The organism is Nostoc sp. 'Peltigera membranacea cyanobiont' 213, from assembly GCF_002245975.1.
In the GTDB taxonomy this organism is placed as follows: domain Bacteria; phylum Cyanobacteriota; class Cyanobacteriia; order Cyanobacteriales; family Nostocaceae; genus Nostoc.
The window spans coordinates 47,080-61,365 of record NZ_NOLI01000015.1 but is presented as its reverse complement, the minus strand read 5'-3'; the positions used below and the strand labels follow the sequence as shown (position 1 = coordinate 61,365).

At 40.8% G+C, this 14,286-nt stretch carries 10 protein-coding genes; 6 read left to right on the top strand and 4 right to left on the bottom strand.

The genetic code is table 11. The annotated features are described in order from the left end of the window. Positions 1-119 precede the first annotated feature (119 nt). Together CDG77_RS06980 and CDG77_RS06975 are read left to right on the top strand one after the other, a co-directional pair. The gene (locus CDG77_RS06980) at positions 120-2,525 is read left to right on the top strand and encodes a GH116 family glycosyl hydrolase (RefSeq protein WP_094328672.1); all 2,406 of its coding nucleotides are present in this window, start codon (positions 120-122) and stop codon (positions 2,523-2,525) included. A gap of 1,880 nt (positions 2,526-4,405) precedes the next feature. Further along, positions 4,406-4,828 carry a HetP family heterocyst commitment protein gene (locus tag CDG77_RS06975; RefSeq protein ID WP_094328671.1) on the top strand — a complete coding sequence of 141 codons (423 nt, stop codon included), beginning with the start codon at positions 4,406-4,408 and terminating at the stop codon, positions 4,826-4,828. Between the two features lie 785 nt (positions 4,829-5,613). Here CDG77_RS06975 and rpe read toward each other — a convergent pair. Then, the gene (gene rpe, locus CDG77_RS06970; protein WP_094328670.1) at positions 5,614-6,321 is read right to left on the bottom strand and encodes a ribulose-phosphate 3-epimerase; all 708 of its coding nucleotides are present in this window, start codon (positions 6,319-6,321) and stop codon (positions 5,614-5,616) included. 205 nt (positions 6,322-6,526) lie between these two features. On the opposite strand from rpe, the gene CDG77_RS06965 reads away from it, so the two are divergent. Beyond that, the gene (locus CDG77_RS06965; RefSeq protein WP_094328669.1) at positions 6,527-8,122 is read left to right on the top strand and encodes a S8 family serine peptidase; all 1,596 of its coding nucleotides are present in this window, start codon (positions 6,527-6,529) and stop codon (positions 8,120-8,122) included. Between the two features lie 170 nt (positions 8,123-8,292). Here the strand turns inward: CDG77_RS06965 and CDG77_RS38440 are convergent, their stop codons facing one another. Further along, complete coding sequence (locus CDG77_RS38440) at positions 8,293-8,421, bottom strand: hypothetical protein (RefSeq protein WP_262985136.1); 129 nt, start codon at positions 8,419-8,421, stop codon at positions 8,293-8,295. Positions 8,422-8,643: 222 nt separating this feature from the next. Further along, positions 8,644-8,841 (bottom strand): hypothetical protein, encoded by a 198-nt coding sequence (locus CDG77_RS06960; protein ID WP_094328668.1) that lies wholly within the window; start codon positions 8,839-8,841, stop codon positions 8,644-8,646. A gap of 298 nt (positions 8,842-9,139) precedes the next feature. On the opposite strand from CDG77_RS06960, the gene CDG77_RS06955 reads away from it, so the two are divergent. Continuing rightward, the gene (locus CDG77_RS06955; RefSeq protein WP_094328667.1) at positions 9,140-10,471 is read left to right on the top strand and encodes a serpin family protein; all 1,332 of its coding nucleotides are present in this window, start codon (positions 9,140-9,142) and stop codon (positions 10,469-10,471) included. 24 nt (positions 10,472-10,495) lie between these two features. Here the strand turns inward: CDG77_RS06955 and CDG77_RS06950 are convergent, their stop codons facing one another. Next, complete coding sequence (locus CDG77_RS06950; protein WP_094328666.1) at positions 10,496-11,662, bottom strand: AI-2E family transporter; 1,167 nt, start codon at positions 11,660-11,662, stop codon at positions 10,496-10,498. A 178-nt stretch (positions 11,663-11,840) separates the two neighbouring features. Between CDG77_RS06950 and CDG77_RS06945 the strand changes: the two genes are divergently transcribed. Continuing rightward, positions 11,841-12,230, top strand: a complete 390-nt coding sequence (locus tag CDG77_RS06945; RefSeq protein WP_094328691.1) for a hypothetical protein — start codon at positions 11,841-11,843, stop codon at positions 12,228-12,230. A gap of 286 nt (positions 12,231-12,516) precedes the next feature. Continuing rightward, the gene (locus CDG77_RS06940; protein ID WP_094328665.1) at positions 12,517-13,938 is read left to right on the top strand and encodes an LCP family protein; all 1,422 of its coding nucleotides are present in this window, start codon (positions 12,517-12,519) and stop codon (positions 13,936-13,938) included. Positions 13,939-14,286 lie beyond the last annotated feature (348 nt).

The following is a 14,286-nucleotide window of genomic DNA, read 5'->3' as shown; positions in this document are numbered from 1 at the left end:
AATTTTTATCTAACGTAGGGGCACGGCATTGCCGTGCCCCTACATCGTTGTGCCCCTTGAGAAAAATCACACATCGCGCTAGTCTTCATTGACGTAACTGCACGCTGTAACATTAGGCGATGACAAATCAACTTTCTCCGAAAATTCCCTCTTGCACTTGGAGCCGTCCTATCGGCTTAGGCTGGGACAAACCTTATACCGTCCGCTACGCAAGTAATATCGATGATGGCCCTTGGCATGGTATGCCTCTAGGTGGCTTTGGTGCAGGTTGCATCGGTCGTTCTTCACGGGGAGATTTTAACCTGTGGCACATCGATGGCGGTGAACATACCTTCAAAAACGTTCCCGCTTGTCAATTCAGTGTATTTGAATCCAATGGCACATCTTCCCAAGCCTACGCTTTATCTACCCAAGCGCCCGATGATGGCACTCTCAAAGCTTGGCAATGGTATCCGACACTTCCAGAGGGGACAGGAAATTATCACGCGCTATATCCACGTAGCTGGTTTTTGTATGAAAATATTTTTCAAACACAGTTGACTTGTGAGCAATTTTCCCCAGTTTGGGCAGGTAATTATCAAGAAACTAGCTACCCTGTGGCAACATTCGTCTGGAATGCCCACAACCCAACAGATGCACCAATTACTCTGGGCATCATGCTCACTTGGCAAAATATGGTGGGCTGGTTTACAAACGCTCTGAAATCTCCCGAAGTGCGGGTGCGTGATGATGGAAGTCCGGTTTACGAATACCAACCGCGCTGGGGCGAAAGTGAAGGGAACTACAACCAGATAGTTGAAAATACAGAACAGTTTGGCTGTGTTTTAGGTCGGGTTGGTAATGATGCTTTGCAAGAAGGTGACGGAACTTGGTGTATTGCGACGCTGAAGCATCCTCAAGTGGAAGTATTTCACCACACTCGCTGGAATCCTGATAGTACTGGTGAGGAGGTGTGGCAAAGTTTTGCCAAAGATGGTTCTTTGCCCAATTATATAGATACAAATCCAGTCGCAGAAGGTGAACAGTTAGGGACTGCGATCGCACTTCGTTTCACTCTCCAACCAGGCGAAACTCTGGAAATCCCCTTTGTCCTCGCTTGGGATTTGCCCATTACAGAATTTGCTGCCGGAGTCAACTATTATCGCAGATATACAGACTTTTTTGATAAAAGTGGTAAAAATGCTTGGGCGATCGCATCCACTGCACTACAAGAATACCAAACCTGGCGATCGCAAATTAAAATTTGGCAACAACCCATTCTCGACCGGGAAGATTTACCCAACTGGTTTAAAATGGCTCTATTTAATGAGCTTTACGACCTCACTAGCGGCGGTACTCTCTGGAGTGCAGCATCAGAACTTGACCCCATCGGTCAGTTTGCAGTGCTGGAGTGTCTAGATTATCGGTGGTATGAAAGTCTAGATGTACGATTATACGGCTCTTTTGGACTGCTGATGCTGTTTCCCGAACTGGAAAAATCGGTGATGAGGGCATTTGCACGGGCGATTCCTCAAGGTGATGATACACCCCGGATAATCGGCTATTACATGACAATCAAAGCTGAAAGTCCGATTGCAGTTCGCAAAGTTGCAGGTGCAACACCCCACGATTTAGGCGCACCGAATGAACATGTTTGGCAGAAAACCAATTACACCAGTTATCAAGACTGCAATTTATGGAAAGATTTAGGTAGTGATTTTGTCTTGCAAGTATACCGTGATTTTCTGCTGACGGGTGCTGACGATGTAGAATTCTTGGCAGATTGCTGGCCTGCGATCGTTCAAACTCTCGACTACCTGAAAACTTTTGACCTTGATGGCGATGGGATTCCTGAAAATTCTGGTGCGCCCGATCAAACCTTTGATGATTGGCGGTTGCAGGGTGTTAGCGCCTATTGTGGTGGTTTGTGGTTAGCGGCGTTAGAGGCTGCGATCGCAATTAGCGATGTTTTGTTAACGAACCGCAGAGGCGCAGAGAACACAGAGGAGTTAAGGGTTCAAAAATCCACTTATGAAACTTGGTTACAACAATCTCTTCCTATTTACCAAGAAAAACTCTGGAATGGGCAATATTACAAACTTGATAGTGAAAGTGGTTCAGATGTGGTAATGGCAGATCAGTTGTGCGGACAGTTCTACGCCCGACTCTTAGACTTACCAGATATTGTACCGAGCGATCGCGCCCTTTCTGCTCTGAAAACAGTTTATGAAGCGTGCTTTTTGAAATTCTGCAATGCAGACTTTGGTGCGGCTAATGGTGTTCGTCCTGACGGTTCACCAGAAAACCCTAAAGCTACTCATCCCCTAGAAGTTTGGACAGGGATAAACTTTGGGCTAGCGGCTTTTCTTGTGCAAATGGGAATGAAGAATGAAGCCTTGAGGTTAACACAAGCTGTAGTGCAGCAAATTTATAACAATGGTCTCCAATTTCGCACCCCTGAAGCTATCACCGCAACTGGTACCTTCCGCGCTAGCACTTACTTACGGGCAATGGCAATCTGGGGAATTTACTTAGTTATTCATTGATTAGCTATCAAAACAGTTCTCATTTGGATGTAATACACTTTTACCTGTCTAAACCTCTTTCTTAAAAGGAGAGATGCTTTAAATCTTACTCTCCTTCCCTTGCAGGGAAGGGGCTGGGGGTTAGCTCTAGATTACATCCAAATGAGAACCGCTATAGTATTGTATATATGCAGAAGTGTTGCCAAATTTAGCCTATCTTTAATCTGAGAAATCAGAGTCTAGATTGGTGATTTTATTTTTCGAGTGTTTCCGGAAGCGAAGGAAAATTTCAGTAATGGTAAGAGTTGAAGGATTGAGAACTCCAGACTACTCTATGCCGACTATATCTTTGTTCTAGACCGAGGTATTCTTGTTGAGCAAGGCACTCATCACTAACTCATGTCAATTGGCGGTTTTTATTAGTATTTAGCCTAACTGCCGCAACATCCTTAGTCTCAACTTTATAATTTTTTTTAATATTAAGACACATAAAAGCTACTGCTGAATGAACTTAACAGTTTTATATGTTAATCGGCTTTATCTCTCTTACTAAATTTTCTAATATCTTACATGTATAACTATCGGTTATATATGTATTAGTTTATTCAATTGATAATAATTAAAAATAGTTATCTAGATTATCGTTAACCAGTAAGTTTTTTCAAAACTAGGCTGTCTATGGTTACTAGCTGATAATCATGAGATATTCGCAAGCAGTTTACAGCAAGTTTATTTAGATACGCTGAAGCTGTAGTTCTTGAAAATCAAGAAGTATAAGGATAACAAATATGATTATCTAATTGAACTTATTAAAAAAATATGTTCAATCATCTGGCTGCGAACGTTTTTTTATTTAGCTTTTACTATTTTGAGAAGTTGTTTTACATCATAGTTAATGGTAGTATTTTTTAGTGACTCGACAATAATAAAGGGTTTAAATTGAGATTGTGTGGGGGGTAAGACCCCTCATGAATTCGCAAAGGAGGACAAAATTAAAAGTTGCACAATACGCAAGTACGTATTTAAATACATTCAGTAAATTTAACTTAGAAATCTACTAACTTAGTAGATGACATTAACGACAAAAAATAGTATATATACGAATGACATTGTTAAAGCCCAAGGATAAATAAATTTTTTCCACTACTCGAAAAAATATAAAAAATTGCCGGAAATTGCTTAATTAAGCAGTAGTAAGAAATACAGGCGTTTTAACAGAGGAAATTTATTGAATTAGGAGTCAATAAAGTTTCAGAGGACAAAACTACATCTACCAAGAGCTACACTGAGACTTTTGTCTTACCAGTCAAAGGAGAAGACAAAAGATAAATTCTTACCTTTCACTTACTAACAAGCTCTAAGCAAAATTTCCTCAATTCATCGGAGGGAATCTGGATAATTAGGACTGAGCAGCCAACAAACTTAATTAAAAACTTGATTGTTTTTAATTAAAGGTTAGTTCATGAAAAAAATCATCAGGTCAAATGCAGTCGAAACCTCAAGCCAAGGGGACAGTTCAGCAATGAATCTATATAATTTGTATCCCTACTACAAGCTAGCTCTTGCCAAAACTAGTTTACTAGGGGAGTTATCAGCCAAAATCGCTAAAACTCTGCTTAACTGCGCCAAGGTAAAGCTCAAACAGCAGAGAAGTTTTAGCCTGTATCTTTACCACTCAAAGCTGTGGGAGCTAATCAGAGTTTGGGAAAGTTATATACGCATCTGTTGATTGATAGGTTTTTATCTCACGTCAACATCCAACACCGCCAAATTGCTGATAATTTCCCGAAAGCGATTTAACAACTGCAAAAAGGTTAATGCAGTTTGTAAGCCTTAATTGAAACGCCAATAATCGTAGAAAGATAACTAGTTTACTTCATCCAGGATAACTAAACACTATGATGAATCAAGACATTGCTGGTATTAGTAGTAACTTAGATACAACAGTAAAGGCTCAACAATTTGATAAAGTAGTTGAAGCAATTATTGCTGGAAAGTACTCTTGGGCATGTGTTTTAATGCTACGTTTTGCTGGTTATAATCCTCTCCATTACATTCCGTACCGTACCTACAATCGATTACTGAAAGAAAACTCTCAAGCCAACAGAATAAAACAACAGCAAAGTGAAAATCTAAAAATGCTGAAACACGCTAATGATTCAAGACCTGCTTATCTTGAAGTAGTTGGAAAACAAAAAACAGAAATCCGTGGTGGTTTAGACCAAAGATTGGGACAGCCAATTAACGAAAATCAATCAAGGAAATCGTCATTAAAACCAGAAGTTAATCAAGATATTTCCTTGAAACGTTGTGGGGTCAATTAAAAACAATTTGGAATCAAGAGATTCTACTCTAGACTTGATTAAGTGTCTGAGAGCCTACCATGCGAGTTTAAACTTTATAGCATGGTAGGTTTTCGATCGCAGTGATTAATTGGATATTTTTTTACAAAAATCTGCCAAAATGGCAATATATATACTTACAACATTGGTAAACTAATAACAACTACAACTTCAATACAAATAGAGGTGATTGGCGGTAAACAAGTTAAGTTTAAAAAATAAAATCAATGATTAGTTCTGACTATGAAATAAATCAAACTGATTACGAAAGTAGTAAGTATTTCATGGAGTAAATAACTCCTATACCAAGACAAACGATTCAACCGTTGCGACTGGTGGTTCTTTTTCTGAGGAAGTTTGAGCAAAGAGAATTTGGGCAGGTGGATTCCCCCAATCCAAATTTTACACAGCTTCCATTGACTGCAGACAATGGGAGTAATGCTTATAAAACTTTCTATCCTGTGGTTGGTGTTGCTTTAGTTAATAAAGCAAACGCTTAACACCAATAACAAGAACAGAAACAGAAAAGTTACGGTGAAATCGTTGTCGTGGCTGCTGGAACTAGTAGGTCATACGCTTCTCTTTCAACTATTCTAATCCTAGTCCTCCCAACCTGGATTATCTCTGCTTTCTAAATTTTCAATTTATATAACAACTACTGGAAGTTCAAAATTTGAATAGCTTCCAGTTTTTTATGTGTGAATAAAAATAGGGTGAGCAATTTGCCCACCCTACTTTTTGTAGAGAATGGTTAATCTAAAAATGAATTAAACCTTGGCTAATTCAGGGGTAGGACGCTTGCTGTTGCGAATTGATGTAATCGCCTCAGCATAATCCTTAGCGTTAAATACAGCTGAGCCGGCAACAACTGCATTAGCTCCGGCTTCCAAAACTTGCCAGGTATTATTTGCTTTCAGTCCCCCATCCACTTCAATCCAAGGATCAAGACCGCGTTCATCACACATTTGACGCAACTTGCGGATTTTTGGTAACACACCAGGGATAAAGCTTTGACCACCAAAACCAGGGTTGACGCTCATAATCAGTACTAAATCGCACAAATCTAGAACGTATTCAATTAGCTCTAGAGGGCTACCAGGATTAAGTACAACTCCAGCTTTCTTACCAAGCTCTTTAATTTGCCCCAAAGTACGGTGCAGGTGTGGAGAAGCATTATGTTCGCAGTGTACGGAGATAATATCAGCACCCGCCTTAGCAAATCCTTCTACATACTTTTCTGGTTCCACAATCATCAAGTGGACATCCAGTGGCTTGGCTGTAACCGGACGAATCGCCTCCACAATCAGAGGGCCTATCGTAATATTAGGTACAAAACGACCGTCCATTACATCAACATGAATCCAATCTGCTCCGGCCGCATCTACGGCACGAATTTCGTCACCCAGACGACTAAAATCGGCTGATAGGATGGATGGAGAAATTACAATGGGCTTTTGAGATAGGTTTTGGGTCATGGCTAGTGGATTTTTAAGCGTCCTCGTCTGTACACATTGTAACAAAACATTGAGCAAGACTCATAACTTTGATCCCGGCTTTTTTGGGAGTGGGGAGTAGGGGGAAAATAACCAATACCCAATACCCAATACCCAATACCCAATGCCCAATGACTAATGACTAATGACCAATGACTAATGACTAATGACCAATGACTAATAACTAATGACTAAAAAACTAACCTGGATAATTTGGGGATTAAGTGCTTCTTGTTTGAGTGCGCCGGTAATTGCTTCAGCTTTAGAATCTGCTCTGGGAACTAACGGCATTGATGCTCTGAAGCTACACCAAGCTCCTTATAATTTAATCGGTCGTAAGATTGCTATTGGTCAAGTGGAAATTGGCCGACCGGGAATGTTTGGGTGGGATAAGGCAGTGTCTAAAAATCGCGCCATATCTTTAGCGGCAGTATTCTTACGTAATGGGCCAGCTAAATCAAATACTGGTGTCGATCCCCACGCCTACAACGTTGCTGGTATGATGGTAAGCCAAGACAAAGCTTTGCCGGGAGTTGCTCCAGGAGCGCGATTGTATTCGTCTGCGGTGGGTTCCACTAAAAATATGGGTCAGCCAGAAGAGTGTTTATCAGCCCAGCACATAGCGCTACAAAATGGTGGCGATGTCCGTGCCATTAACTTTAGCTTTGGTGAACCTCTGAGCCGCGATCCTAGACCAGAGGCTGTTTTAGATGGCAATGCTTTGCTAACTTTATGTGTTGACTGGTCTAGCCGCGTTCATGATGTTTTGTATGCGATCGCAGGCAACCAAGGTAAGGGCGGTATTCCCATTCCTACAGATAATTTTAACGCAATGAACGTGGCTTTTTCATCTAGCAGAGGGGGAGTTTTTAACAAAGTAGATGTGGCTAATCTGGCAGGTGCTAACCAAGGAGTGAGTGGAAGGCTTGCTGGAAGGGAATTCGATCTTGGTGGCCGTCGTGCTATCAGTTTAGTTGCTCCTGGGAATAATATTCCTTTGCTGAATCCAGATGGCAAATTGAATAAGGTTACAGGTACGAGTTTTGCAGCGCCTCAAGTTACGGCTACTGTTGCTCTATTGCAGGAATTTGCTGACCGACAGATACGGACAAAACAACCCCACTGGAGCATCGATTCTCGGCATCATCAAGTAATGAAAGCTGTATTGCTGAATTCAGCAGACAAAATTCAAGATAGCGGTGATGGCTTGCGGTTAGGAATGAGCCGGACGCTAATTGATAAACAAAATCAAAACTGGCTAGATTCTGATGCTTATAAAGATCCAAAGATTCCTTTAGATGCTCAAATGGGAGCGGGTCATTTGAACGCATTTCGCGCTTATGAGCAATTTAGTGCTGGACAATGGCAGCCATCAGCAACTGTACCAGCTATTGGTTGGGATTATGGCGCAGTCGCTGTTGGAGCATCTGTTGACTATGTGTTAGCAAAACCATTAAAGCAGGGGAGTTTTGTTGCTGTTACCTTGAGTTGGGATCGATTGGTGGAACTCAACGATAAAAATAAAAACCAGCAATATGAGGTGGGTGAAAGTTTTCGCGATCGCGGCTTAAATAATCTCGACCTATACTTAGTAAAAGCTGATGCTCAAAATTCCGATGCTGGTGCTGTTTGCTCGTCAATCAGCCAAATTGATAGTGTAGAACATATTTTCTGCCCCGTTGCTGCTACAGGCAATTACAAAATCCGCGTTCAGTTTCGTCAAAAGGTCAATGAAGCGACTCAGCCCTACAGTTTAGCTTGGTGGACTGTACCTGTTAATTGAAGCGATAACTGTAATAAAATAAAATTAATTTTTAAACATCGCATCTGTTTTTTTTACCCAACATTTTGAGTTCAATACGCTAATATGTTGGGTTTCGTTCTTCAAACAGATACTTTACAAAGACCAGGGGAACCCATGCACGCAAGTATCCGTTTGCCTAACGCTCATATCTATACCTGCAAACTCCAGTTATGTACGCAAAAACCCATGATTTTTTGTTCGGGATTATCTTCTAAAGATTCTTCTGCACCATAGAAGGCAATACCTTTAACATGAGATGATTCAGAAGGATAATGCATTTCATCTCCGCTATCATATTCAAGCTCAAAATACTTGTTTATATCCGAAACCTTAGAGCCGATTTCAAATTTATCAAAAAACTTTCCTTGGTAGCCCTCAAAAACAAAAATCTTGAAGAGAATATCATTCGCATTAAAATGTAGTAATACAACCCTATCTTTATAATAAAAAACTTTATGTCCATCTAACTTCTCAGAATCTGAGGAGATTTTTTGACAAATCTAGCCATCCGAATCCGATAAAGCTTCGTTGATATTAATTGATTTCAATCCTTTTTCTCTCTTCTCTCTTTCTTCTTGGAGATTGACAACCAGATTAGGTTCACTAAGATCGGGTATTGATGAAAGATGTTGTCCAATACTAAATCCTGCTGCGGAAACTCCAGGGATAATTTCAGCCCACAAATCAAGTCTGTCCATTAATTTGTCTCATCTCCAATAACTTTAATGTGACTACGTAGCTTATAATACGTTTATAGATAAATAGGAAAACTCCTAGAAATAAGAATTTTTCATAAATCGTCTGCATCGCTGCCTAAATTAGGAATTAGCAACTCTCACAAGTTCTGTTTACTTGCTCTGAGCTACTAACTGGCTGTTACCGTTTCTGTAACAGTCCCATTTTTATATTGGAGCAAATGCAATAGTTAATCATTGACACAGTATCTGCGTCAACTCTAAGCACAGATCGGGAATCTTTGGCAATTGAGGTAGCAGAATGAATCGACAAAAATTTAGTGATGCAAAAGAAAACTTTCTGCAAAGACGTTATGGTGTGAGTCTAGGCAGACGTTATGCTCTGGCAGCTGCAAGTGTTGTTCTATTCAGTGTATTAGGGTGTTCTCAAGTTGAGAGTAACAAAAGCGCCCTTGCCCAATCTAGTTTACCTCAACCAGAAACTCCATTGCAAAAAAAAACAGTCAACCCTGATACAAGAATAGTTGAGTCTAGTAATAAGTTTGGCTTCAAACTATTTTCAGAAGTTCTGAAAGATGATAAAGGTGAGAATAATATTTTTATCTCACCTTCGAGTATAGCGATCGCTCTCGCCATGACCTACAACGGTGCTAGCGGCTCAACTCAACAAGCAATGGCAAAAACCCTAGAATTACAGGGAATGAATCTACCAGAAATCAACTCTGCTTACGCGGCGGCATTAAAGCAGCTTTTAGACAATCAGGATGCAAAAGTACAACTGAGTATTGCTAACTCGCTTTGGGCAAATCAAGATGTTAGCTTTGCACCAGATTTCCTCAAGAGAACCCAGGATTTCTATCAAGCTAAGGTTAGCAATTTAAACTTTAAAGATGCCGCCGCGTCAAGTATTATAAATAATTGGGTAAAAGAAAATACTAAGGGTAAAATTACTAAAATAGTTGAAAAAATTGAACCAAGTCAAGTATTGTTTCTAATTAATGCCATATATTTTAAAGGTAATTGGAGTAACGAATTTGACAAAAGTAAAACTGCCCAATACCCTTTTTACATCACACCTAGTAGACGAAAACAACACCTGATGATGTCACAAGAAGGTGACTATAGATATTACGAAAATGAACAATTTCAGGCAGTTAGTTTACCTTATGGTAAAGATGGTAAAACCAGTTTTTATATATTCCTTCCCAAACAGAACTCTAATCTGAAAGCCTTATATCAAAACCTGAGTTTTGAAAACTGGGAAAAATGGATGACTCAGTTCAACAAACAAAAAGGGTTTATTAGGCTACCCCGCTTCAAAACAGATTACGAAGTTACACTCAATGATGCTTTGAAAAGTTTAGGCATGGAAGAGGCTTTCAGCAACAAAGCCAATTTTTCTGGCATGGGTAAAAATTTTGCCATTAGCCAAGTTAAGCATAAAACTTTCGTCGAAGTAAACGAAGAAGGGACTGAAGCGGCTGCGGCTACTTCAGTGGGAATAGTCGCAACATCTTTAAGAGAGGAACCAGAACCATTCCGAATGATTGTCGATCGTCCCTTCTTCTGTGCTATTAGAAATAATCAGACGGGAAACATTTTGTTTATGGGTTCCATCATTGAGCCACAATGAGGAGGCAGGAAACCTCCAGCCTCCTTACGGTAATGTTGCTTCCGAAATACTCAGAGTATTTTTAGGGTCAGTTTTCGGAGATTCGTTGGCTGCAACGGGTGCAGTTATTTCTCCTGTGCCGCTATCGTTTGTCTCGCCACCAGGACGCAAGGCACTTAAAGCGGTTTTAATCACAACAGCTGTGGGTACTGCCACAATTACACCCAATAATCCGCCAATTCTTGCTCCTGTTAAAACTGAAATTAAAATCCAAACTGGATTTAAACCCGTAAAACTGCCTAAAATTCGGGGAGCAATTAAGTTTTCGAGAATTTGCTGTACGATTACTGCTGCTATCAAAACTCTCACACCCATTGAGAAATCTTGCAGTGCTACCAACAATGTAGTCATAGCGATGCCCACAGAACCACCAAAGGGGATGAGAGCCATCAGACCAATAGTTAAGCCGAATAGCAGTCCAAATGGCACTTTTAGCCACAAAAAGGTAGGAATGAGGGCTGAGGCCATGCAAGTAGATAAAATCAACTGGGTGATGAAGAAATTTTGAAAGCTGAGGCGGACTGTTTTCGAGAAAGGATCGCGGAATTTAGAGGGTAGCCATTCCACTAAACTTTCCCAGAGTTCGCTGCCATGCTGTAAAAGGTAGAAAGTCAAAACCATCGTCAAGAGGATATCTAGAAGACTTGTGACTGTAACTACCGCCAGATTTAAAACTTGACCAGCGATCGCTTGTAATTGCCCCTTGACGCGATCGTTGATTTGCACAACCAGAGCATCGAGGTTAATCGGTAAGCCAAAAGTCTCAGCTTTTTGGTTTAATATCATTAGCTGAGAGCGTCCAGAGTCGATCAATTCTGGCAAACGAGCTACCAGTTGTTGAGCTTGGGTAAGGGCCAACGGAAAAAGTGTCACACCCAACGCCAATAAAATCGATAAAGCCAGGAGAAATACTAGGATGGCAACTTGATCTCGTTTAGCACCATGATGTTCCAGCCAACTCACGGGGTAGTTGAGCAGAAATGCTAGGACTGAGGCTCCGACTAAAATGACTATGAGAGAATGGAAATAATTAAAAAAGACCGAAAGTGCCCAACCATTTAGAACTAGCAGTGGAACGAATAACGCGATCGCCACGATTCGCGCTATTGGTGTGAATGTTTGCCACCAGTCGAGTAGCTTGCGTGTCTGCATTTTCAGCTAATTGCGGGATAGAACTAAGTTAAATCTTTCTTTACAGTTTATTATCTCTAACTATATGAGTCTTATTCATCCTTCTAGTTTAGGAGTTAGACTAAAACGCATGGAGAATTTTGAACCAAAGGCGACTGGGGACTTGGGACTGGGGACTGGGGAGCAGGGACAAGGAAGAATTCTTGGAGAAGTCTCTCCTTTGTCTCCTCCCAATCTCCAATCCCCAATCCCCAAAACCCAGTTGCTTTTATATTTGATTCCGATTATCGGCTTTTTTCCATCTTTGTGGACTCTTTATCGCGGCCAAGGTAGTCGGGAACAACTTGCTATTAGTCGCCTGTCTATTACTTTGGCATTTACTTGGCTGTTGGGATATTTATTATTAAGTACCGGAGCAGCAACTTCAGATTTTTTTCCGCTACGTCTATTTATCCTGAATAGCTTTCTCACATCGGGTTACTTTTTAGTGAGTATCTGGTTGATTTTGCGCCTGACACAGGGCAAATCTGGGCGTTTACCAGGGTTTAGTACTTTAGCAGAACGAGTGTTTGGCAAGTATTTATCTTAATTTTTTAGAGTGATAATTTATCAGTGTTTTTACTTATTTAATAAAAAATTACGGTTGATTCATTTATATATCTAGTCAAATCCAGTTTATTATTGCCATACTTCAGTAAAACATATCTAGATTCTCCCAAAAGAAGGAAAAATGCTGCTATAAGTGTTGTGGTTGACACTACATTAAAAAAGTTAGCACTGATAATTAAGAGTTAGCTATTATGGGTTGATTTGTCTGGATGTTTTTGGTCTGCAAATTTACCGAATTTAATTATTGAGTAAGTGTGAGGAAGTCTGTGACCATTCAAAGAAGTTCGGCGGAAGAAAACCAGTCGGGAAAAGTCTCAAAGTCCAATAAAAAAATTGCTCAGAGTTCAAAATCTGGACGTTGGCTGTGGTTTTGGGTAGGGATGAGTGGGATTGCAATGGTGTCAGCAACAGCAGGGGCACTTCTGGCGGTGTCTTTAACCAGTACGCCTTTGCAGCAAGCCCAGCTAAGTCCACAGGAAGAGGCGGCCTTTGATGGCGATCGCATTTCTGGAGGTGTGCTGCGATTTTCAGAATTAACTCGCCCGGTGAATCTCTTAGTTATGGGGATGAGTGTACTTCCCCCGGATATCCAAAACCCTCCTGAAGACACGAAAAACCTCAGATACCTGCCCCAGGTAAACTCCTTTGATGGTCTTTCGGATGTAATGCTCTTGCTTAAATTCGATCCAGAGACGAAAAAAATAATTATGCTCTCCATCCCCAGAGATACCCGCACACAAATAGAGGGGTATGGAGTGAAAAAAATTAATGCTGCCAATGTTGACGGCGGGCCAGCTTTGACTGCCAGAACCGTCAGTAATCTCTTAGGTGGCGCGGGAATCGATCGCTATATCCGAATTAATGTTTTGGGAGTTGCCAAGCTAATTGATGCTTTGGGTGGCGTAACAGTTTATGTCCCCAAAAATATGAAGTATCAAGATGATTCTCAGCATTTGTACATCAATTTGAAGGCGGGTAAGCAGCATCTATCCGGCGAGCAGGCATTGCAATTACTGCGGTTTCGCCATGACGAACTTGGTGATATTGGTCGGATTCAACGGCAGCAAATGGTCATTCGGGCTTTGATGGATCAAACACTAAACCCAACTACTGTTGCTCAATTACCTAAAGTTCTGGATGTAGTTAAAGACCACATCGACACAAATTTGACGGTTGAGGAGTTAGTGGCGCTAATGGGTTTTGGGGTGCGAACTAATCGCTCTAATATGCAAATGTTAATGCTGCCAGGTCGCTTTAGCGAGAAAGGCGAGTTTGATGCTAGCTATTGGTTGCCTAACAAAGATGGTATTGCTAAACTCATGGCTCAACACTTTGGTTTAGAGTCAGAACAGAGTCAGCAGACGACGACCAATCCACGTTCTTTGCGTGTAGCAATTCAAGATAGTACAGGTGGCGATCGCTCTAATCTTCAACCATTAATTAGAGCCTTGGAAAAATCTGGATATCGTAACATTTATATAGCTAAGGCATGGGGTGAACCTTTAGATGTGACTCATATTGTCGCCCAACAAGGAGATGGTGACAGTGCCGAATCAATTCGCAACACTTTGGGATTTGGCGAAGTGCGCGTGGAAAGTACTGGCAATCTTGGCTCGGATGTCAGTATCCAAGTCGGTCAGGATTGGTTGCAACAAAAATCTATTTTGGAGAAGTCGCTAACGAAATAATTCGGATCAAGCATCTCAATAAATTCCCCTGTTTGGAGTCACAAAATATTTAACCTTGGTTAACAATGCTCCTTGGTTAGTTATTAGGATACTACAGTGTAGAAAGATACATTGCAAAACCCTCTCCAAACAGACAATAGCGATCGCATTAAATCTAAGAATTTATGATTACCTTACCGATTCTGGCTCAATAAAAACCTAACTTGGCAAATTCATAGTGACCTTATGTTACAAAAAGCCTATGAATTGGGAAGCCTATACTGACCTAACGGTACAGTGTAGGTAGTTCACGATAGCAATTCCAATTACAAGTAAGTAAGTAAGTCGGCGGGAAAATTTATAAGTGTA

Coding starts and splice junctions, on each gene's coding strand:
- CDG77_RS06980 (WP_094328672.1), top strand. CDS start 120: ATGACAAATCAACTTTCTCCGAAAATTCCCTCTTGCACTTGGAGCCGT.
- CDG77_RS06955 (WP_094328667.1), top strand. CDS start 9,140: ATGAATCGACAAAAATTTAGTGATGCAAAAGAAAACTTTCTGCAAAGA.
- CDG77_RS06950 (WP_094328666.1), bottom strand. CDS start 11,662: ATGCAGACACGCAAGCTACTCGACTGGTGGCAAACATTCACACCAATA.
- CDG77_RS06975 (WP_094328671.1), top strand. CDS start 4,406: ATGAATCAAGACATTGCTGGTATTAGTAGTAACTTAGATACAACAGTA.
- rpe (WP_094328670.1), bottom strand. CDS start 6,321: ATGACCCAAAACCTATCTCAAAAGCCCATTGTAATTTCTCCATCCATC.
- CDG77_RS06960 (WP_094328668.1), bottom strand. CDS start 8,841: ATGGACAGACTTGATTTGTGGGCTGAAATTATCCCTGGAGTTTCCGCA.
- CDG77_RS38440 (WP_262985136.1), bottom strand. CDS start 8,421: ATGCATTATCCTTCTGAATCATCTCATGTTAAAGGTATTGCCTTCTAT.
- CDG77_RS06965 (WP_094328669.1), top strand. CDS start 6,527: ATGACTAAAAAACTAACCTGGATAATTTGGGGATTAAGTGCTTCTTGT.